Here is a 20,929-nt window from a genome sequence, read left to right as displayed (position 1 = left end):
CGGGGTGGCATGTTTTCCTGTTTTCAAGCAAAGGACACCAATAAATGCACGACAACAACTAGTTGAGGACTCGCGTCGAGATGACAAATGATTGCTCACCGAGGCGAGTAGAGGGCACGATTTGCAATCCTGTTCCACGTGCGAAACGTGACAATTGTCATATGACTTTACATGAGAAGCTTTCCCTCAAAGTGCTCGCGAACCCGTTGCCCGTGGAGACTGCCGCGCGGGACCAAGTGCTCGCCGACCCTGGTTTCGGGGTTCATTTCACGGACCATATGACCACGATCGACTGGAGTCCGGAGCAGGGCTGGCATGATGGCCGGGTCCAGCCTTTCGGTCCACTACAGATTCTTCCGGGCGCGTCTGCCTTGCAGTATGCGCAGGAGGTGTTTGAGGGCCTTAAGGTGTACCGGCACCCCGATGACACCCTTTGGACGTTCCGGCCCGAGCAGAACGCCGCCAGACTGCGCCGCTCCGCCTCGCACTTCGCTTTGCCTGCGCCGGACGACGAAACATTCCTCGATTCCATCCGGGCCTTGGTTGAGCTGGATCACGGTTGGGTGCCTGATCCTGCAAATGAAAAAAGCTTGTACCTGCGTCCCTTCCTGATCGGAACCGAGCAGTTCCTGGGTGTACGTCCCTCGCAAACGGTCAAGTACGTTGTTATCGCCAGTCCTTCAGGCGCTTTCGTCGGGGGCGGCCTGCAACCGGTCGATGTATGGCTGACCGAGCACTACACGCGAGCGGCACTCGGCGGTACGGGTGAAGCCAAGTGTGGCGGCAATTACGCTGCCGGTCTTAGCCCATACGCCGAAGCGAAGCAGAATGGTTGTGCGCAAACCCTGTTCCTTGATGCCAGCACACGAAGCTTTGTGGAGGAACTCGGCGGAATGAACATCATGTTCGTCACCGACGACCGACGCCTCGTAACTCCGGAGTTGTCCGGCACTATCCTTCGGGGGATCACCAGGGATTCTGTTCTCCGGCTCGCCGCCGAGGAATTCGGGCTGACAGTGGAGGAGCGGCCGGTCAGCCTGGCCGAGTGGCGCGAGCGTGCCCAGGATGGGACGTTCACGGAGGTTTTCGCCTGCGGGACCGCTGCGGTTATCACGCCGCTAGGGACCTTGAAGGCGAGGGAGTTCGAAGTCCCTGCCGCCCGAAATACCGCCGGTGAGGTAACCCGGGGAATACGGCAGAGACTGACTGATATCCAGTACGGACGTGCCGAGGACACCCGCGGGTGGATGGTAAAGCTCCATGGTTGAATCAATCGAACCAGATTTCCGGGGTCCTCGGGAGCCGATCGGCTTCATCGGACTCGGTGTGATGGGCCAGCCAATGGCACTGAACCTGGCGAAGTCCGGTACCCAGCTCGTTGTGTGGAACCGTTCCCTCGAGCGCGCTGAACCGCTCCGCGACGCCGGAGCGGTCGTGGCGGCGAGCGTACGTGAGGTCTTCGACCATACCCGCACCGTCATCCTGATGTTGGTGAACGAAGAGGTGACCGACAGCGTCCTCGGGCGCGGTACCCAAGAGTTTGCGGATATCGTTGCCGGTCATCTCGTCATATCAATGGGGTCCGCTGCCCCCGAGTACTCCCGTGGCCTGGCCTCCGACATCCATGCCGCCGGGGGGCGCTACGTTGAGTCGCCCGTTTCCGGTTCACGGAAGCCCGCCGAGGCGGGTCAGCTGGTGGCGCTCCTTGGCGGCAGCGCGGAGACTGTGTCCGAGGTCCAACCGCTGTTGGCACCCATGTGCCGGAAAACCATTTCGTGCGGGCCTGTCGGCAATGGCCTGCTCATGAAGCTCGCGGTCAACCACTACCTGACTTCGATGCTGGCCGCGCTGGCCGAAGCCGTTCACTTCGCTGACCGGACCGGGCTTGACCTGACCACCTTTCAGGAGGCGATAGATTCCGGTCCCATGGCATGTGACCTCGTAAGGATAAAGATCCCGAAGCTCATCGCCCGCGAGTTCGAAGTGCAGGCTGCAACTGACGACGCCTATGCAAGCACGGTCCTTGTTTCCGACGCTGCCCGCGCTGCAGGAATAGCCTCCCCGATTCTGGATCTCAGCAGCGCTCTTTATAAGGAGAGCGTGAGCCTTGGGAACGCCCGGCTCGACATGGTGTCTGTTCTGGAAGCTATAGAAGCCCGGAGTGCGAGACGCGTAAGCGAGAAAAGCACGGCGCAGACCCCGGCGCAGATAACCGTTCCCGCCCCACCAGCCCTACCTCTATCGGACAGGACATGACATGAACCGGCCCCCGCAGTACGGCGACTTTCAGTACGAAATTTACCTCGACGGTCTCAAGGGCATAGCGCCGCGCTATCCGGTCGACTTTGCCTCTCTCGAAGAGAAGGCACACGCGGTTATGCCGTGGTGGGTGCGCAACTACGTCGCTGCAGGCTGCGGCAATGAGCACACCCAGCGTGCCAACGTGGAAGCTTTCAACCGATGGGGTCTCGTCCCCAGGATGTTCAACGGATCCTATGAGCGGGACCTCTCCGTGTCATTGTTCGGGGTGAACTTGCCTAGTCCCATCTTCATGTCGCCCATTGGCGTGATTGGTCTCTGTTCGCAGGATTTCCACGGCGACCTGCGGGTTGCGGAGGCTGCGGCAGCCACGGGTGTCCCTATGATGACCTCCACGCTGTCCATGGATCCCATGGAAGAAATCGCACAACACCTTGGCCAAACGCCTGGCTTCTTCCAGCTTTACACGCCTGGTGACCGCGACCTGGCAGAGAGCCTGATAAACCGTGCCCAGGGCGCAGGCTTCAAGGCAATTGCCCTGACCTTGGATACCTGGGTCACCGGGTGGCGCCCCCGCGACTTGAATTACGCAAGCTTCCCGCAGCTGCGGGGGTATTGCCTCTCCAACTACTTCACTGATCCGTACTTCAGGAAGCGTCTCGAGAAGAGCCCTGAGGAGGACCCCGCCGCTGCGGCCAGGGAATGGATGAAGGTTTTTGGCAACAGCCTTACATGGGACGATCTTAAGTGGATCCGTGAAGTCTCTCACGTGCCCCTCATCGCCAAGGGCATCTGCCATCCGGAGGACGCCCGCAAGGCGATCGATTTGGGCGTGGACGCAATCTACTGCTCCAATCACGGCGGCCGTCAGGCTAACGGGGGGCTCTCCGCGCTGGAGATGCTCGGCGGAGTCGTCGAAGCTGCCGATGGGGTTCCCGTGCTATTCGATTCCGGTGTCAGGAACGGCAGCGACGTCGTCAAAGCTCTTGCCCTGGGCGCGACCGCCGTCGGTATTGGCCGACCCTACGCGTATGCGCTGGCCGTAGGGGGAACTGACGGCGTGATCCAACAGCTCCGCTCCATACTCGCCGAAGCCGATCTCCTCATGGCAGTCGACGGCTACCCCACTATTGCCGACCTGCGCAAAGGGGGATTGATCAAAGCCGTTTAAGCCAAATCCAGCCTCGGGGGAGAGCGATTCTGGTGTCGGTCTCCGACTCCAACTAAGCCAGGGCAACCCGGGAGCGCTTCCCCCCACAGGGGGAGCTTGGACAGTCCTTTGAACAGCCGCTTCAGCCGCGGCATGCGTAATTTACAGGAACCGGCTTTGCCAGCCGGGCCCCGGTTCTCATCGACAGAGCCGGGGCCCGGTCCACAATTACTTCCGGGCGGCCGTTGACGTTCCGAACATTCTGACTTTACTTACCCCGCGTGCCGCCACAGCGCCGTGCAACACCAAAGGGTCTCTTCTCCACGCCATCGATGTCGTGGACAAGCTCACCACAACACTGAAAGGCGATCGATCAATGAAGAAGATGAGTGCACGTAGAAGTCTTGCCGGACCAACGGCCACCAGGCCGCTGACTGGAGAGCACTGCCCGTCCACAGGCTGGGGGGCGCCTGTGGCCGGCTCAACGGACGCGCATTACGTCGCTGAAGGCAGCGTGATGCACGCTCTTGATGGAAACCCCGTGCGCTGGCGTCTTGTACTGAAGGTGGTCCGCACGTACGTGTAGGCGACTCCGCAGTCCGCAGTCCGACTCAGGGCTTACAAAACTTCTGCAGCTGGTGATGAGGGCGGCTTTGGGGCTGGTGAAAGCGATTCGCAGTTCATCGGGTGTTCGTCACCGCCTCTGCAGAAGCTTCCACGGCCTCTGGCAGATGAATGTCACAGGAATGGCGTCTGCTGGTCACACGGCAGGCTGGAGCCGCCGGGGGAAGCAACATAGTGTGGCCACCCTAGTGGTGGCCACACTATGCACTCCGATACCTGCATATTCTGCATTAGCCGGAGTTCTTTATGTCGACTAACTCTCGTAGGTGAAGAAGCCCTGGCCGGTTTTGCGCCCCAGTTCACCGTTGGCAACCATGTCACGCATCAGTTGCGGCGGGGCGAAACGCGGCCCGAGGGAGGATTCAAGGTACTCCGCAATATCAAGCCGCACATCCAGACCGACAATGTCTGTCAGGGCCAGCGGACCCACCGGGAATTTGTAGCCAAGGACCATAGCTTTGTCTATATCCCCAGCGGAGGCGACACCTTCCTCAACCATGCGTATGGCTTCCAATGCAATTGCGACACCCAGCCTGGAGGAAGCAAAGCCAGGGGCGTCGTTGACGAGTACCGGCGTCTTGCCGAGGCCTTCGACCCACTTCAAGGACAACGTCTTGGCTTCGTCGCCCGTGTGTTTGGAAATGATGACCTCTACAAGCTTCGAGGCAGGGACGGGGTTGAAGAAGTGCAGACCGCAGAAGCGTTCGGGACGCTGAAGCTGTTCGGCAAGGCCGTCTACCGAGAGCGAGGACGTGTTGGTTGCCAGCCAAGCCGATTTGGACAGGTTGCGTTCGATTTCCTGCAACGCAGCAGACTTGAGGTCCCAGATCTCCGGGACCGCTTCAACGACGAGCCCGCAAGACGAGAAGTCTGCGTAGCTTGTTGACAGGGTTAGGTTCCGGGCCCAGTCGTTCAGGGAACCCTTAAGACTTCCTCGTTCGAGCGACTTCCCGAGGGCACGCTCGATCCTGTCACGCGCGGCGTCGGCCGAGGCGGTGTCGCGCTCCACCACGGTCACTTTTGAACCGGCAATCAGGAAGGCGTGCGCGATGCCGGCACCCATGCGTCCGCCGCCCAGGACTCCTACAACCGGAGGAACCCCGGGGTCGTTGTTACTGGTCATGGTTTTGTTCCTAGTTCATCGTTGGGTCGCATGGCACGGTCTGCCGGGCAGGTCTGTACTTTCACGAGTGGTGGGGTCATGCGACTTTTTCCAGAAGCACGGCGGTGCCCTGGCCGACGCCTACGCACATGGTGGCCAGGCCGCGGTCGGCGCCTTCGCGTTCCATGCGGCCGAGGAGGGTGACCACTAAACGGGAGCCTGAGGAGCCAAGTGGGTGCCCTAGAGCGATGGCTCCGCCGTCGTTGTTCACAATTCCGGGATTAAGGCCCAGACGCTGGATGCAGGCCAGTGACTGTGTGGCGAATGCTTCGTTGAGTTCCACCGCTCCAAGGTCGTCAATAGACCAGCCTGCACGCTTGAGTACTTTTTGCGTTGCAGGTACGGGCCCGATGCCCATGACCTGGGGCGGTACGCCGGCTGATGCGCCATCGGCTATGCGTGCGCGTGAGGTAAGCCCATACTTTTGGACCGCCCGCTCGGAGGCGACCAGGATGGCCGATGCGCCGTCATTGAGGGATGAGGAATTGGCCGCCGTGACAATTCCATTTGTCTTAACTACTCCCCGGAGCTTGGCGAGTACATCCATGGTGGTGCCCGGCCGGGGGCCTTCGTCGGTGTCCACGACTGATTCGGTGCCTTTCGGTCCTTTGACCGTTACCGGGATGATTTCCTGCTTGAAGTGTCCGGCGCTGATGGCATTCAGGGCTTTTTCGTGCGAGGACATGGCAAACGCGTCAGCGTCTTCGCGGGAGATCTTGTCGAGTGCTGCGACTTCCTCCGCAGTCTCGGGCATGGAGTAGGTGAACTTGTCCATCTGACGGAACTTCGGATTAATAAAGCGCCATCCGATGGATGTGTCGAAGACGTCTCCGGGCTTGGCGTATGCCTTGTCAGGCTTCTCCATTACCCATGGGGCGCGGGACATGGATTCGACCCCGCCGGCGAGGACGAGGTCAGCTGCGCCGGCCTTGATCATGTGGGACGCCATGATGACGGCGGAGAGGCCTGAAGCGCACAGGCGGTTGACCGTTACTCCTGGTACGGTGTCGGGAAACCCTGTCAGCAGCCAGGCCATCCGGGCAACGTTACGGTTCTCTTCCCCCGCACCGTTAGCGTTGCCGAGGATGACTTCGTCGACGTCGTGGGGGTCGAGGCCCGCATCGGTAACTGCGTGCCTGAGCACCAGGGCCGCAAGGTCGTCAGGGCGCACTTGTGCAAGGGCGCCACCGAAGCGGCCCACGGGCGTGCGTACGCCACCGACGAGGAAAGCTTCACTCATTATGTTGCTCCGTTCGCATTGACGATCTGTTGCAGGGCGGGCTAGTTGAAAGCGGAGATGCCGGTGATATCGCGGCCCACAAGCAGTGCCTGGATGGAGTCGGTCCCCTCGTAAGTGGATACAACCTCCATGTCGGTCATGTGCCGGGCAACGTGGTTTTCAAGGAGCAGGCCGTTGCCCCCAAGCATGTCGCGGGCCTCGTTGCAGATCCATTTGGCCTTCTGGGAAGTTGCCATCTTGACCATCGATGCCTGAGCGTTCGTCAGCTGCCCCCGGTCGGCAAGTTCGGCCATCCGGTTGCAGAGTAACTGCATGGTTGTCAGTTCGCTGAGCATGTTCGCAAGCTTTGCCTGCACGAGTTGGTAGCCGGCGATGGCCTTGCCGAACTGGGTGCGCTTCGATGCGTATTCGGCTGCGATCTCAAAGCAGGCCATGGCGTGACCAACGGCTTCCCAGGACGCTCCGCCGCGGGTTGCCTGTAGTACGCATGAGACGTCTTTAAAGGAGTGGCAGCCTGTCAGTCGGTTCTCATCGGGGAGGCGCAGGCTTTCGATGACGATGTCCGCCTGATTGATCGCGCGTTTACCTACTTTTCCGGTAATCACCTCAGGCATGTAACCGGCAGGGTGGTGACCGTCGGCATCCTTCTCTACGACGAAGGCATTGACGTTGCCATCTTCGGTATTGCGCGCAAAGAGCACGACAACGTCGGCCGCATGTCCGTTCCCGATCCATCTTTTGTGCCCGTTCAGGATCCACGTGTCACCGTCCTGCTGCGCGCTGGTGTCCAGCGCAACGGAGTCGGAGCCATGGTCCGGCTCCGTCAAGGCGAAGGCCCCGGTCTTCTCCAGCCGCGCGAGGGCGGGCAACCAGCGTTCCTTTTGCTCCTCGCTGGCGAGCATGTTCAAGGCCCCCATGCACAAGTTGGCGTGGACGCCGAGGAAGGTGTTGATGCTCCCGTCAGCACGCGCCATTTCGCGTGCAACCATGCCTGCGGCTTTGCGGCTTAAGCCAGGGCAACCATGGCCTTGGATCGTTGTGCCGATGATGCCCAGCTCGGCCAGGCCCGGTAGCAGCTCCCAGGGAAATTCAGCGCGTTCCCAGTACTCATTTATCACTGGAAGCACCCGCTGCTTTGCGAAAGCCCGCACCTTGTCTCGCACAGCAATTTCCTCAGTAGTGAGGTCATCATCCAGTTGGAAGTAGTCAGAGGAGGCTCCCGGCGCCCGGGACTTGGACGTTGAAGTCGCAGGAGCAGAAGGAGCGCTGGTGGCGGTCATGAGGGGCCCTTTCATCGGCGGGTCAGGGGACCAGTGGGTAATGGGTTTGTGACGGCATTGAGGACAGAAGCCGATCTGCTTCGTGTCGGGCCAGGGCCGCGGTCATCTGCGCGCCTTCCACCAAGCACTTCGACTGGTGGACCGCTGGGCTGTGCTGGTCCTGCCGCTCAGCCGGTAAGAACCGAAGCCAGGCGCGCCCAGGGCAAAAATCGGGGCCCCGTGTCTCTTTTAACGTCATATCGGACTCCTCGGCAAGTCAGCCAGCCGTATTTCATGAATGTCAGACCCCGATGCCGGCGCTGGCGTTGCGGCGGTCCTGATCCTCTGTTCCTAAGATAAGCCCAGAATTTAGCATCAGTCAACCGCATGGTCGAACTCTCGCCCATAAAGTCGCTTTAGTGCTTTCGCCGCCGCCTCCCGAGCTCAGTGCGCTTGTGGGTGACAAGCGCCCGGCTGAGCCGGAAGGCGCCGGAAACGGCTCATGATCTTTTGTCGCTACCCCAGCAAAAGAGCGGGTTCCCCCAGGATCGCCGCGGCGTCCCGCAAGAAGCTGGCGCATTTGTCCCCGTCCACGACTCGGTGATCGAAACTGCCACTGAGTGTGGTGATCCAGCGCGGCACCACTTTTCCCTCTACCAGCCACGGCTTCTGTCGGATGGCACCGAAGGCGACGATTGCAACTTCGCCGGGATTGAGTATGGGAGTGCCTGCATCAAGGCCGAGCGTACCTATGTTGGTAATTGTGAGCGTCCCTCCCTGCATGTCCGCCGGTTGGGTCTTGCCCGATCGAGCCTTGGCCGTCAGGTGACTTAACGCAGCGGCCAGTTCCGGGAGATTCAGGTGCTGGGCGTCCTTGACGTTGGGCACTAACAGTCCCCTCGGCGAGGCTGCGGCAATGCCGAGATTCACATAGTCCTTGACATGGATCTCATCGCCGATTTCGGTGGAACTCCAGGTGGAGTTGACCTCCGGATTGCGCTTGACGGCCCACAGTACAGCTTTAGCCAGAATCAGCAACGGTGAGACCTTGACGCCCGAAAAGTCCGCATTGCTCTTGAGCCGCCGGACCAACTCCATCGTGCGGGTGGCGTCGACCTCGAGAAAGATGCTCACATGCGGCGCGGTGAAGGCGGAGGCGACCATGGCAGCGGCAGTGGCCTTACGCGCACCCCTGACGGCAATGCGTCCGATGCGCGCATCGGTTTTGGAAGTCAGTTGCCCTGCGGCCTCGGAGCGCCCCCTCCCGGAGGGGCGCTGGGCCTCCAGGATTACGTCTCTGCGTGTAACTTTTCCGGAAGTACCGCTTCCCGTGACCCTGCCAAGGTCAACACCGAGACTCTTCGCGAGTTTCCGCAGGGGAGGCGTTCCAGGCGGAATTACTACGAATCGCGCGATCCCTGAAAGGTTGCCGGGAAATGTCAGCCCGGACTCCACCATACTGAGAGATCCACTCTCGCTGCTACTAGGTGCCATGTCGCCTCCTCGGGATTCTGCTGTGATTTGTGGGGACCGTGCCCTATTTTGTGCCGCTCAGACGCCAATGGCCCCTAAGTTACGGCATGGAGTTCGGCCAGCCAACTAAGCAGTCGATTTCCCGTTTTATAAGTCGGTTTTCGACCTTCTATACGACGACGAGCTATGATCAGTAGCGATAGTGGTGCTGCCACAAGATCCAAGGGACGAGGAAATCTTGACTAACGAGAGCAACAGTGCGACCGCGACTCTGCCTGCGGATGCGGCCCTTCCGGGGAAGTCCGGATCGTCTGGCAGCGGTACCGCCTCAGCTGGAGTAAGCCGGGTGGAGCGTAGACGTGACAGGCGCCGGGCGGAAATCGTGCGCACGGCGACCAGAATCCTCTCCACCTCCGGCTACCAGGGGATGAGCCTGGAGGATGTCGCCGAGCAGACCGATATCGCAAAAGCAACGCTGTATCACTACTTTGAGAGCAAGGACGCTCTGGTGGCGGCGGCACTGGAAGTTCTGACCCAGGAGGTCCTTAGCCGTCTTGACGCCCGCCGACAGGCACTTGAGAGCGGTTCTGCGGCGGATCTTCTCCGAGCGCTGATCGATGAGCAGATACTGATTCTGACCGAAACGGCACCGGAAATCGCCACAGTCTTCTCGTGGCCCCGTGCATGGCCGGAGATTTTTGCCGATTCCATGAAAGACATGCGCCGTCGTCATGACGCTGTCTTCCGCGAGGCCGTCGTCAAGGGCGTGGCAGGCGGCGAATTCAACTGCCCCAATATCAACGTTGCAATGCAATGCCTCCATGGAATCCTCAATCAGTCTTCGGTGTGGATCCGACCTGATGCGACATCGAGCGAACGGGCCGCCGTACGGCGGGACATCGTTGACTGCGCGCTGCGAATGTTCCTTTAAGGGCTCTACTCCCTAGGATCTCTGTCGTCCCCGGAACTGCAGGGTCCCAGCGCTGTCCTGGATCGACCCGGCTTCGCCTCTGCGGTACCTGGGGAGGCCCTGCGGCTTAGCTCATTGTGAGCCCGCCGCTGACACTGACTGCCTGGCCTGTAATGTAGCCCGCCACGTCGCCGGCCAAAAAGGTTACTATCGCGGAGACTTCTCCAACTGTCCCGCAGCGGCGTTTAGGGATTGCCCGAACGGTGCCCTGCATGATCTTTGCCGTGGTCCCCTCGGCATCAAGCATCGAATGCAGCAGTTCAGTGTCAGTCGGCCCGGGGCATACGACATTGATGGTGATGTCGTCCTTGGCCGTTTCCCGGGCCAGAGACCGCGCAAATGAAATCAACCCGCCGCGGGCCGCTGAGGAGACGGCATCGCACGCGGTCCCAGCTTTTCCGCTGTCCGAGCCGACCAGCACGATCCGCCCGTATCCCGCGGTTTCCTGAAACGGAAGTACGGCGCGGACGAGAGACATCACTCCCACCAGCTCGTGCTCTAGGATCTCACCAGCCAGAATGGCGGGTGTGTCCACAAACCGGGCAAACTCATGGCGGTGCCCTGCGGTTACTACGAGGATGTCAACCTGTCCGAGCACTGACGCGGCCTTTTCGACAGCCTCCCGGATCGAGGTCTCATCACGGATGTCAAGGGGACTCGTGCCAGCGGAGGCGCTACCGAGGGAATTACTTAACTCCTCGGCGGCATCCCGGCTCTGGTGATAGGTGTGGAAGACCTTCTTGCCCTGACCGGCGAGGTCCCTGCACACCTGGGCGCCGATACCTCCGGTACCGATGACCAGGGCTGTTCCCGACAGGGAACTGGCCGAACTGTCGTGAGAGCCTCTCATTGCACCCGATCAAAGGCTGCGAGACGCTTCTCAAGGAACGCGTTCGTGCCTTCCACCTTCTCAGGCGAGGCGTAAAGCAGGGCTTGGGCCAACCGTTCCAGCAGCATTCCGGTACGCTGATCGGTTTCGAAACCGTTTTTTATCACGATCTTGCCCAGCCTCACGGCCAGGGGGCCCTTTGCCAGAATCTGGGCCGCGGTTTCCTGGGCGGCCTCAAGAAGCCTTTCTGGCGCGACCACACGGGCTACCAAACCGATCCGAAATGCTTCCTCGGCGTCGAACATCCTGCCTGTCAAGATGAGTTCGACAGCTCGCCCTTTGCCGACAAGGCGCGCAAGCCTTTGAGTGCCGCCTGCACCGGGAAGCACTCCGAGGTTCGTCTCGGGTAAACCGAATCGTGCGTTTGAGGAAGCGATTCGTATGTCACAGGCCATGGCCAGCTCATTGCCGCCTCCCAGTGCGTAGCCGTTAACGGCAGCAATCGTTGGCTTTTCGAACTCCTCGATCTCGTCGTAGAGCCGCTGCATCTTGGCCATGAGCCCGTCCCGCGGGGTGTAATCCACGAGTTGTGAGATGTCTGCACCTGCAATGAAGGCCTTTTCTCCGGAACCCGTGAAAATCACAGCCTTCACATCGTCCCGGTCACGGACGTCCGTGAGGAAGGAGCGGATTTCGTCCAGCACCTGCGCGTTCAGCGCATTGTGGACCTGGGGCCGATCGATCGTTAGGACGGCGATGCCGTCACTAACCTCGGATTTGGTCAGCTCACCATGGATCGTTTGCGTTGGCATCATGTCTCCTAATGAATAGTTTGGTTCGTCCAAGCGCCCAGCTACCTGCGGCGCCCGTCAGGCGGGACACCAGAGACCTGGACGCTTTTCTTCCGCGGTCCCCGCCCGGCCCCAACCGGCTGCAACGGTAGCGGCAGGGCTGCTCATTTGCGTTCCAGGATTCATTCGCAGCACTGGGGGCGGCCTCTTGTGCCGTTGCCGGCAGTCACCACTCCAAGCACGGTTTGTCACAACCCTAAACTCCTGTTCACCGGGTGGTCAACCGTGAAGTCGGACATCCGTCTTCAGAGTCGATAAAGAGCCAAGCGTAAGTCGACAGGCAAAGTAAACCATTCGGTCGATTTTTCGGCGGTGCAGTCGAGTGGGATGTTAGAATTGAGGCGCACACCACTAGTTTCGTTGCCTTTGAGGAGCCCTTTATGGCTGAGAACCTGTTCGACCGAATCACCTGGGAAGTTGTGGAGGGAGTTGCCCGCATTACGTTGGCGCGGCCGAGTGCGGGGAACTCGTTGGATCAGCCGATGGGAATGGCCTTGAGGAAGGCCGCGGACCGTTTGAGTAAGGGAGCTGCCACTGGTGAAATCCGCGTTGGTGTCCTGGCCGCCGAAGGTAAGGTCTTCAGCGTTGGGGGAGACCTGCGCGAGTTTGCGGGGGCTGATGACAGGGGCGCTCAGGTACAGGCGACGGCTGACGAACTGCACGCGGGAATTGCAACTCTTCGGTCGCTGGAGATCCCGCTCGTATCCGTACTGCATGGGACAGCAGCGGGGGGCGGACTGGGCGTTGCTCTGGCTGCCGACATTGTCCTCGCAGCTGCAGAGGCAAAACTTGTAATGGCCTACACAGCGTCGGGCCTCACGCCTGACTGCGGCCTGACCTGGGTCATTCCTCAGCGTGTGAGTTGGGCGAGGGCCATGGATCTGGCCTTGATGAACCGGGTCTTGACGGGCGAAGAGGCCGCGCAATGGGGCCTCATCAGCCGGGCGGTGCCGGCTGTGGATCTTCAGAGCGAGGTCGACCGGATTGTTTCTGCACTCCGCGACGGATCGGGCACGGCATTCTCCGGTGCCAAACGGCTTATGGCCCAGTCCGCAACGAGGACCATGGCAGAAGAAATGGACGTGGAGGCGGCGACGATCCGCGAGGTTATTGCCGCTCCCGACGGGGTCGAGGGGGTCAATGCTTTTTTGGAGAAGCGGACACCTGTATATCGCTAAGTCACGCGGCCATATCTAAAGCATGATCCAGCGTTAGCAGTAGGCAAACTGAGGCCTCCCGCCGTCGGATGGGGTGAATTTCCCAAGCGATAGCGGGAGGCCATCATATTTTATTGTCGCTCTCGCGGTCATCCTTGGACCGGGCTTGACGGCGGTAAGGGCGTGGTGGGCGGCCAGTCAGGGGCAGGACCGGCTACTGTGAAGGCGGTCCGAGCGATTGCGGCAAAAAGGGGCAGCCTGGGTGCGATGCCCCGGGCTGCCCCTTCCGCGGCCTGCTGGCAGCATCCCAACTTCCTACTACTTCCGGGCTGGGCGGAGGCTGCCAAGCGCGCCTGCCGCGAGGGCCACTACAAGCCGAGGTCCCTTCCGATGACCTCTTTCATGATCTCGGTGGTGCCTCCGTAAATGCGGCTGATTCTCGCATCGACCCAAGCTGTGGACACTGCGTACTCTTCGAGATATCCCCATCCGCCATGGAGCTGGACTGCGACGTCGAGTGCCCTGCCTTGCAGCTCGGTGCACCACCACTTAGCTTTAGCGGCGTCTGCCGCAGTCAGGTCACCGGTGTCGTATGCCTGAACGCATGCGTCGACAAAGGACTGGGCGACATCAACCTCTGTAGCAAGCTCAGCGAGCTTGAACCTTGTGTTCTGAAAGGTCCCGATCGGAGAACCGAATGCTGTCCGTTCGCGAACATGGTCCAAGGTCCATTCCAACGCGGCCCGAGCCGCAGAAACGCCGTAGGAGCCCATCGAGAGCCGCTCAGCGGGAAGATTTATCATGAGGTGCTTGAACCCCTGGCCCTCCTGGCCGAGGAGGTTGGCTACTGGAACCTTAACGTCATGGAACAGCCATTCGGCGGTGTCCTGTGCCTTCAGACCCACCTTTTTCAGGTTCTTCCCAAATTCCAAACCGGGCATTCCGCGCTCGAGGACCAATAGGCTGATTCCCTTGTGCCGCTCCTGAGGATCGGTCTTGAGGGCAACAATCAACAGGTCAGCATTGATGCCGTTGCTGATCAGCGTCTTGTGGCCGTTGACGACATAGTGATCGCCATCCCGGATGGCTGTCGCCGTCATTGAAGCCAGGTCGGAACCAATCTCGGGCTCGGTCATACCGATTGCGGTGATGATCTCGCCCGAGGCAACTCCCGGCAGCCAGCGCTGGGCCTGCTCGGGAGTGGCCAGGTTCAGCAGATAGGGCGTGCAGATGTCCGTATGAAGGGTCAGCCCAAGTCCCACGCCGGCCAGGTTGGCCGCTGCCAGTTCCTCACCAAGGATTTGGTTGTAGCGGAAGTCCCGGAGCCCGCGGCCTCCGTACTCAACCGGGATCGCGGTATCGAGCAAGCCGGCAGCGCCGGCCTTAGCGAAAAGCTCCCTGGGGACTATCCCGGCTTCGGTCCATGCACGGTTATGGGGTACAACTTCAGAGGTGAGAAAGTCACGAACTTGGGTCCTGAACGTCTCATGCTCGGTGTCAAAGATGGTTCGCTTCATGTTGCTTCGGTTCACTTCCTTGTCGGACGCACCGCGACGTCCCCGCCGGGGGACCTCACAGCGCAAAATGCGTTTTTATTAGATTTCCAACCAACCGGTCCACCCACTCCACGAGTTGGACGCCCCGGGGAAACGAGATAGCGCCGCGCGGCTTCAATTAATCACTTGCGGGGCGGGCTCAGGCGGTTCGACCTGCGATGAGCTTGGCGGAGATTTCCCGCATGTCCACCTTCCGGATCTTTCCGGTGACAGTCATCGGGAACTCGTCAACGACGTGGACATACCGCGGCACTTTGAAGTGCGCGAGTTTGCCCTTGCAGTAGGCGCGCAAAGTTTCCGCCGTCATCGGCTCAGCTCCTTCACGGAGTTTGACCCAGGCCATAAGCTCTTCTCCCAATTTGGCGTCGGGGACGCCAACTACCTGGGCATCAACAACGTCCGGATGGGTGTAGAGAAATTCCTCGATCTCCCGGGGGTAGAGGTTTTCGCCGCCCCTGATGACCATGTCCTTGATCCGGCCTGTAATAGCGACGTAGCCTTCATCGTCCATAAGGCCGATATCCCCGGAGTGCATCCACCCATGCTCGTCGATGGCCTCAGCCGTGCGTTCAGGGTCGTTCCAGTAGCCGGCCATAACCGAATAGCCCCTGGTACAGAATTCACCTGCGAAGCCGCGGGGGAGAGTCCTGCCGGTTTCGGGGTCGATGATCTTCACCTCGAGGTGCGGCATGACACGACCTACGGTATTGACTCTCTTGTCGAGGCTGTCGTGGCGCCGGGACAGCATAGAGATAGGAGCGGTCTCAGTCATGCCGTAGCAGACAGAAATTTCCGTAATTCCCATTCGGTCGATGATCTTTTTCATCACCTCCACAGGACAGGGCGCCCCACCCATGGATCCTGTCCGGAGGCTGTTCAGGTCATAGCTTCCGAAGTCGGGGTGGGCCAGTTGGGCGATGAACATCGTCGGAACGCCCAGCAGGCTGGTGCACCTCTCGGCCTGTATCGCGTTCAGCGTTGCGGCCGGCTCGAACGAGCGGGCGGGAATGACCACGGCGGTGCCGTGGCTGGTGGCTGCAAGATTGCCGATGACCATACCAAAGCAGTGGTAGAAGGGCACGGGGATGCAAACCCTGTCCATTTCGGTATAGCCAAGAAGCTCGCCGATGAAAAAGCCGTCGTTCAGTACCGCATGGTGACTCAGTGTTGCACCCTTGGGGAAGCCGGTGGTCCCGGAGGTGTACTGAATATTGATGGGGTCGTCCATGGACAGGGCGGACTGGATATCGGCGACGGAGGAGGGGTCCGTTGAATGTGCCGCCCGGCCCCGCTCGAGCAGGTCATCCCACTCTGGGCTGTCCAGGTAGACGACCTTTTCCACGGTGGGGGTATTGGGCAGCGCTTCCGAGAGCATGGCCGCGTAGTCAGAGGTCTTGAAACGCGGTGCTGAGACCACCATCCTGATACCGGCGTGATTGAGAACGAACTCGAGCTCGTGCCGGCGGTAGGCCGGGTTGATGGGGACGAGGATAACCCCGACCCTCGCGGTTGCATACTGCAGCATGAACCATTCCGGGCTGCTGGGCGCCCAGATTCCCACGCGGTCCCCCGGGCATAGGCCCAGGTCCAGGAGCGCCGCTGCGAGTGCATTGACTTCTGCGTTGAGTTCCGTGTAGGTCCACCGCCCCCCGGAGGGAATGTCGACGAGCGCGTCCGCGTTAGGGAAGGCGGAGGCAATACGGTCCAGGTTTTCGCCGATAGTTTCACCCAGCAGCGGCACGTCGGAGGTGCCTGAGGCGTAGGACCGCACAGAGGCAGCCACGGCCTTGACGCTGGCCGTGGCACCGGGGTTGAGGGCAGCGACGACATCGGCGCTGGATCCGTTGGTCATGCTTTTTTCCTCTCTTGGGAAAAGCTAAACATCTGATGTGCTGTGATAACTGAGGGATTTACCGTTAATGCTGGCGTCTTAGCAGTTCGGGACGAAGCCGGATCCGATCAGTAGATGCGTCAGCAGGCTGGGTTCAAGGCTTTTTGCCCTAGTGCCTGTTTGGTTACCCTGCCATGGTGAGGCCGCCGGACACGCTAAGGACCTGACCCGTGACGAAGTCAGCCGAATCTGAGGCGAAGAACTGGACGGCGTCCGCGACCTCTTCCGGGGTTCCGAGCCGGCGGAATGGAATAGCCTTGACCAGTCCCAGGCGAATCTTTTCGGGCAGGGTTTCAAACAAGGGCGTCTCCGTGGGGCCGGGGCAGACGCAGTTTACGTTGATGCCGTATCGGGCCATTTCACGAGCAAGCGACTTGGTGAACGCGATCAAACCTCCCTTGGTCCCCGAGTACACGGTCTCACCCATGCTGCCTACGCGCCCGGCGTCACTGGCGATGTTGATGATCTTAACCTTCCGCTCCTCCGCAAGGATTGATTTGAGGAAGGCATGGGAGAGCTGTACCGGGCCGAGAAAGTTCACGGCCACCAGTGCCGACCACAGGTCTGCATCGTTGCTCATGAACGGCTCCACCCTGTCGAAACCGGCTGCATTTACAATGATGTCCGGAAGGCCCAGCTGGCCGCTGACGGCATCGTGGAGAGCAAGGATGCTCTCGCGGTCCCCGAGGTCCGCGTAGAACGCCGCTGACGCGTCGCCAATCATTTCAGCCGTCTCGGCAGCTCCCCCTTTGTTGCGGTCAACGGCAGCTACGGTGGCGCCGGCCTGCCCGAGATTGAGGGCGATAGCCCGGCCAATACCTGACGCGGCGCCAGTTACCAGTGCAATTTTGTTCTCGAAAGTCATGGTGGCTCCTTATGCGGCGAACTTGCTGAAATCGGGCTTGCGCTTTTCGGTGAATGCCTCGGCACCCTCATGGCCCTCGTCCGTCTGCGAGAACTGGTCCAACCCTGCGAACGCGACGTTTCCGATGCCAGCCAGGTGGTCGGTGTCGGCGTTGAAGGCGGCCTTCAGGAAGCGAATGGCCGTGGGGGAGAGCTGGGCGATCTCATCTACCCAGGCTTTGGCTTCCGTCATCAGCTCGGCTGCGGGGACTACCTTGTTGATGAGGCCCCATTCAAGCGCCTGGGCAGCGTCATATTGGCGGCAGAGGAACCAGATTTCGCGTGCCCGCTTTTCACCAATGGCTCGCGCCAGGAACCCCGTTCCGTAACCAGCATCGAACGACCCGACGCGCGGACCGGCCTGGCCAAACCGGGCAGTCTCGGACGCAATGGACAGATCACAAACGACGTGGAGCACGTGGCCGCCCCCGATCGCGATGCCATTTACAGCCGCGATCACAGGTTTTGGCATGTCACGGATTACTTTCTGGAGGTATTCGACCTCCCATAACCCTGACTTTGTTGGCCCGTAGTCGCCCGTCTCCGCCTTCTGCTTGACATCACCGCCGCTGCAGAACGCTTTTTCGCCCGCGCCGGTAAGAATTACGGCACGGACTTGCTTGTCGGCCCAAGCCGTTCGGAGCGCATGAATCAGCTCCTCGACGGTCTGCCCGCGGAATGCGTTGTAACGCTCCGGGCGGCTGATCGTGATGACCGCAGCGGGCCCCTCGACTTCATAGCAGATGTCCTCATAGACGTCACTCATTTTCGCCTCCTCATCGATTGGTTGGGAGGTTTGGACCTCCACGTGCTGCACACCACATTAGGCTCAATCACGAAAAAACTCAACCGTGTGGTCGAGAAACCTTCTAAAGGGTTGGTTAACCGATTTGACTATGGATAGAGTCCTCCCTGATCAATGGCGTTTTCTCTAGCAGGAGTCGGGCAATTTGTTCGACTAGCCGGTTTATTAAACGACCGTTGGGTCTTAGTGTGGTGTGGACCACATCGGATCTGCCCTCCAGGAAGGGCCTCTCGACGATCCGCCCCAGAAAGGACCCGGGAAAAATGTCCCAACCACACACCGACGTGTCGGCTAATCCACAACTGGAAAAAAGACGGCCAACTTCGTGGCCTTCATCATTTTCGGCGCCATGCTGTTCGACGGATACGACCTCGTCATCTACGGCGTTGCCTTGCCGCGCCTCCTCGCCGACCCCTCACAAATTGGCCCCCTCGACCCAGCCGTCGCAGGCCTGGTGGGCTCCTACGCTCTTATCGGTGTCCTCGTCGGCTCACTGTTTTGCGGTTCGATCGGTGACTTCTTCGGTCGTAGGAAGCTCATGATCGGCGGCATCGCCTGGTTCTCCATCGGGATGATTATCACCGCACACATGGAATCGGTATTTGCCTTCGGGCTGATGCGGTTCATCACGGGCGTGGGACTAGGCATCGCCATTGCCACCGCGGGCGCCACCATGGCTGAATTTGCCCCGGCCGGCGACAGTTCTACAACAGCCTCGTTTACTGTGGAGTCGCCGCAGGCGGTGTATTGGCCGCACTTGCAGGAATTCTGCTGCTGGACCAGATCCGATGGCGTGGCTTGTTTCTGATCGGCGCCATACCGCCACTGGTGCTCCTCGTACCACTCGCTCTGTGGAAGCTTCCGGAATCCCCCCGCTGGCTGCTGGCCCGGGGTAAAACATCGCGGGCTAAAGAGCTATCCATCAAAACCGGCGTGCCGCTCCTGGAGGAGCAGGTAATCAAGCAAGTTGGTGCTGCTCCCCAGAAGACCGGCTACTCAGCCGTGCTCTCCAAGCAGTTCGCCGCGGCGTCCATCCTCCTTGGACTGATGTCCTTCTGCGGGTTGCTCCTCACATAGGGGCTCAACACCTGGCTGGGTGTCATTATGCAGAGCTATGGTTACAAATTCAGCCCGCTTTACTTCATCCTCATCCTTAACCTTGGGGCGTTGATCGGCTGCCTAATCGGCTCACGGCTGGCAGACAAGCGCGGACCCCAACGCGTTATCGCTGCGACCTTCATCCTGGCCGGAATCACCCTGACGCTAATGACCTTCCAATTTCCGCTGCCCTTGCTGTTTCTGTTCATCGGCGTTGCCGGCGCAGGCACTATCGGTACCCAAATCCTCATCTACGGCTTTCAATCGAACTACTACACGACCAACGCTCGCGCCGCTGGTGTCGCCTTCTGCGCCAGCATGGGGCGGCTGGGCGGCATCTTTGGCCCCATTATTGGCGGGTGGCTGGCCGCAGCCGGGCTCGGCGGCCCGACTGCCTTTTACGTATTCTCCGGAGTTGCCCTGCTCGGTGCGATAGTAACGGTCGTCGTCCCCCGCCAGCGGAAGCTGGAGGAAGCAGAAATCAAAGTGGGAGAACTCTTCACACATGGCCAGCAGGCGGCCTCGTCCACAGCGCCTGCGACACTGGACTAATCGGAGAGTTTACGTCAATACGATGCCCCGCTCCCGAATGGAGCGGGGCATCGGCTCGTTCTGGCCAATGGTCTGTGGATGCCGATCACGTCCGCAGGGCAATCGACACCATTCAAATAGAGGCACGATTGACGTCCGAAGATCCCGGACTATTCGCCGGTGAAGGGACGTCCCTCGACGGGCGAGTCCATTACAGGTACCTAACATTGAAACCAGGGTAGGGGTAGGGGACGCTTCAGCCGACGTGGTTATGCCAGTGGCAAGGTTTGGCCCAGTTGAAAGGACCTGGAGCGTGGGTATCTCCAGGTGCAGGCTGTTTAGTGTGGCGCCGCTGCAAACGGCGCTTCGCATAATTGTGGAAGGCGGCCGCTTTGATCCGGCGTGACGGAGTTAATTCTGGCGCGGGGGGACGGCCGGACCTTTCGGAGGGAGACCGCTCGGACCTGCTGCAATTGCATCATATTAGCGAGATCAAAGGTCGCGGTGCAGCGGCTCTTCCCTGGGTAAGCGCCGTCCGGCAATGCTTCAAGGTGCTGAATGACGCCGACACGAGGCCAGGGGCCATCACCAAGGTCACGACCGGACGTTTGCCGCTATGGCTTTTGAGCTGGCCCCGCATTGTATCGGGGGCTCCACCTTTCCGATGCCGCACGTCGCCGGAACTGACCAAGGATGGTCGATAGCGGCACATCTACAAAGTGCTAATGACGCCCGGAACCCATGCCGTCACCAGATGGGGGATGACCTTGTGCGGGCCAACACGCGGGGGCAGACAGCGCCAGCGCGTCTCTTCGCGGATCACGTTGAACGGCCGGTCATTCGGTCCGCGGTCCAGATCCTTTCGGTCGGGGTGCCTTTTGTTGCTGCCGGAACACAAGAAACCGCGCAAGGACCCTTTACGATGCTGGCGAAAGCCCCACAGTCCCCGACCGCAGCCGTGCCAGAGGCACTCCCGCATGACAATCCTGCCCCTGGTCAGGCCATTTAGTCTGGCTCAGAGCCTGGGGTGAGGTTCGGTCTAACGCGCGCGGGGAGACTAATCCCCTGACAATTCCGACGGGCTGGGGGCCTCCAGGTCCGTATCAGCGGTTGGCGCCTTTGGCGTGGTGTCAGCTGAAGCTCAGGGGTGCTCGCCACAAGGGCAAGGTCC

The 20,929-nt window shown here is 60.4% G+C and carries 15 protein-coding genes and 2 pseudogenes; 7 read left to right on the top strand and 10 right to left on the bottom strand.

What is annotated here, in order from left to right; genetic code table 11:
- The first annotated feature begins 161 nt into the window (after positions 1-161).
- From AB0323_RS00535 to AB0323_RS00525, 3 genes are read left to right on the top strand one after another with little or no spacing between them, the layout of a single operon-like run.
- Positions 162-1,268, top strand: coding sequence for a branched-chain amino acid aminotransferase (locus tag AB0323_RS00535; protein ID WP_366175664.1), 1,107 nt, complete (start codon positions 162-164; stop codon positions 1,266-1,268).
- Positions 1,261-2,256 (top strand): NAD(P)-dependent oxidoreductase, encoded by a 996-nt coding sequence (locus tag AB0323_RS00530; protein ID WP_366175663.1) that lies wholly within the window; start codon positions 1,261-1,263, stop codon positions 2,254-2,256. The genes AB0323_RS00535 and AB0323_RS00530 overlap by 8 nt, the downstream gene beginning before the upstream one ends.
- Before the next feature lies 1 nt (position 2,257).
- Positions 2,258-3,430 (top strand): alpha-hydroxy-acid oxidizing protein, encoded by a 1,173-nt coding sequence (locus AB0323_RS00525; RefSeq protein ID WP_366175662.1) that lies wholly within the window; start codon positions 2,258-2,260, stop codon positions 3,428-3,430.
- A gap of 856 nt (positions 3,431-4,286) precedes the next feature.
- Here the strand turns inward: AB0323_RS00525 and AB0323_RS00520 are convergent.
- The 4 genes and pseudogenes from AB0323_RS00520 to AB0323_RS00505 form a co-directional block, all read right to left on the bottom strand.
- Positions 4,287-5,156, bottom strand: a complete 870-nt coding sequence (locus tag AB0323_RS00520) for a 3-hydroxyacyl-CoA dehydrogenase family protein (RefSeq protein WP_366175661.1) — start codon at positions 5,154-5,156, stop codon at positions 4,287-4,289.
- 76 nt (positions 5,157-5,232) lie between these two features.
- Positions 5,233-6,435, bottom strand: a complete 1,203-nt coding sequence (locus AB0323_RS00515) for an acetyl-CoA C-acyltransferase (protein WP_366175660.1) — start codon at positions 6,433-6,435, stop codon at positions 5,233-5,235.
- A gap of 41 nt (positions 6,436-6,476) precedes the next feature.
- Positions 6,477-7,715 (bottom strand): acyl-CoA dehydrogenase family protein, encoded by a 1,239-nt coding sequence (locus AB0323_RS00510; RefSeq protein ID WP_366175659.1) that lies wholly within the window; start codon positions 7,713-7,715, stop codon positions 6,477-6,479.
- 495 nt (positions 7,716-8,210) lie between these two features.
- Positions 8,211-9,077 (bottom strand): annotated as a pseudogene (locus AB0323_RS00505) (dihydrolipoamide acetyltransferase family protein); the annotation flags it as partial.
- A 472-nt stretch (positions 9,078-9,549) separates the two neighbouring features.
- Here AB0323_RS00505 and AB0323_RS00500 point away from each other — a divergent pair.
- Positions 9,550-10,098 carry a TetR/AcrR family transcriptional regulator gene (locus AB0323_RS00500; RefSeq protein WP_366175658.1) on the top strand — a complete coding sequence of 183 codons (549 nt, stop codon included), beginning with the start codon at positions 9,550-9,552 and terminating at the stop codon, positions 10,096-10,098.
- Positions 10,099-10,204: 106 nt separating this feature from the next.
- Here the strand turns inward: AB0323_RS00500 and AB0323_RS00495 are convergent, their stop codons facing one another.
- Both AB0323_RS00495 and AB0323_RS00490 read right to left on the bottom strand, forming a co-directional pair.
- The gene (locus AB0323_RS00495; protein WP_366175657.1) at positions 10,205-10,987 is read right to left on the bottom strand and encodes an SDR family oxidoreductase; all 783 of its coding nucleotides are present in this window, start codon (positions 10,985-10,987) and stop codon (positions 10,205-10,207) included.
- Positions 10,984-11,781: an enoyl-CoA hydratase-related protein gene (locus AB0323_RS00490; protein WP_366175656.1), complete on the bottom strand. Its 798-nt coding sequence runs from the start codon at positions 11,779-11,781 to the stop codon at positions 10,984-10,986. The genes AB0323_RS00495 and AB0323_RS00490 overlap by 4 nt, the downstream gene beginning before the upstream one ends.
- Before the next feature lie 416 nt (positions 11,782-12,197).
- Here AB0323_RS00490 and AB0323_RS00485 point away from each other — a divergent pair, with 416 nt between their 5' ends.
- Positions 12,198-12,995 (top strand): enoyl-CoA hydratase-related protein, encoded by a 798-nt coding sequence (locus AB0323_RS00485; RefSeq protein WP_366175655.1) that lies wholly within the window; start codon positions 12,198-12,200, stop codon positions 12,993-12,995.
- A 347-nt stretch (positions 12,996-13,342) separates the two neighbouring features.
- Here AB0323_RS00485 and AB0323_RS00480 read toward each other — a convergent pair whose 3' ends face one another.
- The 4 genes from AB0323_RS00480 to AB0323_RS00465 form a co-directional block, all read right to left on the bottom strand.
- The gene (locus tag AB0323_RS00480; RefSeq protein ID WP_366175654.1) at positions 13,343-14,491 is read right to left on the bottom strand and encodes an acyl-CoA dehydrogenase family protein; all 1,149 of its coding nucleotides are present in this window, start codon (positions 14,489-14,491) and stop codon (positions 13,343-13,345) included.
- A 178-nt stretch (positions 14,492-14,669) separates the two neighbouring features.
- Positions 14,670-16,301, bottom strand: a complete 1,632-nt coding sequence (locus AB0323_RS00475; RefSeq protein WP_366175859.1) for an AMP-binding protein — start codon at positions 16,299-16,301, stop codon at positions 14,670-14,672.
- A 244-nt stretch (positions 16,302-16,545) separates the two neighbouring features.
- Positions 16,546-17,286, bottom strand: a complete 741-nt coding sequence (locus AB0323_RS00470) for an SDR family oxidoreductase (protein ID WP_366175653.1) — start codon at positions 17,284-17,286, stop codon at positions 16,546-16,548.
- A gap of 9 nt (positions 17,287-17,295) precedes the next feature.
- Positions 17,296-18,090, bottom strand: coding sequence for an enoyl-CoA hydratase-related protein (locus tag AB0323_RS00465; protein WP_366175652.1), 795 nt, complete (start codon positions 18,088-18,090; stop codon positions 17,296-17,298).
- Positions 18,091-18,478: 388 nt separating this feature from the next.
- Between AB0323_RS00465 and AB0323_RS00460 the strand changes: the two are divergent.
- Together AB0323_RS00460 and AB0323_RS00455 are read left to right on the top strand one after the other, a co-directional pair.
- Positions 18,479-19,206, top strand: a pseudogene (locus AB0323_RS00460) (MFS transporter).
- A gap of 27 nt (positions 19,207-19,233) precedes the next feature.
- Positions 19,234-19,779, top strand: coding sequence for an MFS transporter (locus AB0323_RS00455; protein WP_366175651.1), 546 nt, complete (start codon positions 19,234-19,236; stop codon positions 19,777-19,779).
- Positions 19,780-20,929 lie beyond the last annotated feature (1,150 nt).

It is taken from the genome of Arthrobacter sp. NPDC080031 (assembly GCF_040702485.1).
GTDB lineage: Bacteria > Actinomycetota > Actinomycetes > Actinomycetales > Micrococcaceae > Arthrobacter.
Note: the sequence above shows the minus strand (reverse complement) of the source record. Positions and strands in the feature narration are given on the sequence as shown.

Excerpts from the sequence above, each read along its gene's own strand:
- AB0323_RS00520 (WP_366175661.1), bottom strand. The coding sequence starts at position 5,156 with ATGACCAGTAACAACGACCCCGGGGTTCCTCCGGTTGTAGGAGTCCTG.
- AB0323_RS00490 (WP_366175656.1), bottom strand. The coding sequence starts at position 11,781 with ATGATGCCAACGCAAACGATCCATGGTGAGCTGACCAAATCCGAGGTT.
- AB0323_RS00485 (WP_366175655.1), top strand. The coding sequence starts at position 12,198 with ATGGCTGAGAACCTGTTCGACCGAATCACCTGGGAAGTTGTGGAGGGA.
- AB0323_RS00525 (WP_366175662.1), top strand. The coding sequence starts at position 2,258 with ATGAACCGGCCCCCGCAGTACGGCGACTTTCAGTACGAAATTTACCTC.
- AB0323_RS00515 (WP_366175660.1), bottom strand. The coding sequence starts at position 6,435 with ATGAGTGAAGCTTTCCTCGTCGGTGGCGTACGCACGCCCGTGGGCCGC.
- AB0323_RS00455 (WP_366175651.1), top strand. The coding sequence starts at position 19,234 with ATGCAGAGCTATGGTTACAAATTCAGCCCGCTTTACTTCATCCTCATC.
- AB0323_RS00495 (WP_366175657.1), bottom strand. The coding sequence starts at position 10,987 with ATGAGAGGCTCTCACGACAGTTCGGCCAGTTCCCTGTCGGGAACAGCC.
- AB0323_RS00480 (WP_366175654.1), bottom strand. The coding sequence starts at position 14,491 with ATGAAGCGAACCATCTTTGACACCGAGCATGAGACGTTCAGGACCCAA.
- AB0323_RS00530 (WP_366175663.1), top strand. The coding sequence starts at position 1,261 with ATGGTTGAATCAATCGAACCAGATTTCCGGGGTCCTCGGGAGCCGATC.
- AB0323_RS00535 (WP_366175664.1), top strand. The coding sequence starts at position 162 with ATGACTTTACATGAGAAGCTTTCCCTCAAAGTGCTCGCGAACCCGTTG.
- AB0323_RS00470 (WP_366175653.1), bottom strand. The coding sequence starts at position 17,286 with ATGACTTTCGAGAACAAAATTGCACTGGTAACTGGCGCCGCGTCAGGT.
- AB0323_RS00465 (WP_366175652.1), bottom strand. The coding sequence starts at position 18,090 with ATGAGTGACGTCTATGAGGACATCTGCTATGAAGTCGAGGGGCCCGCT.
- AB0323_RS00510 (WP_366175659.1), bottom strand. The coding sequence starts at position 7,715 with ATGACCGCCACCAGCGCTCCTTCTGCTCCTGCGACTTCAACGTCCAAG.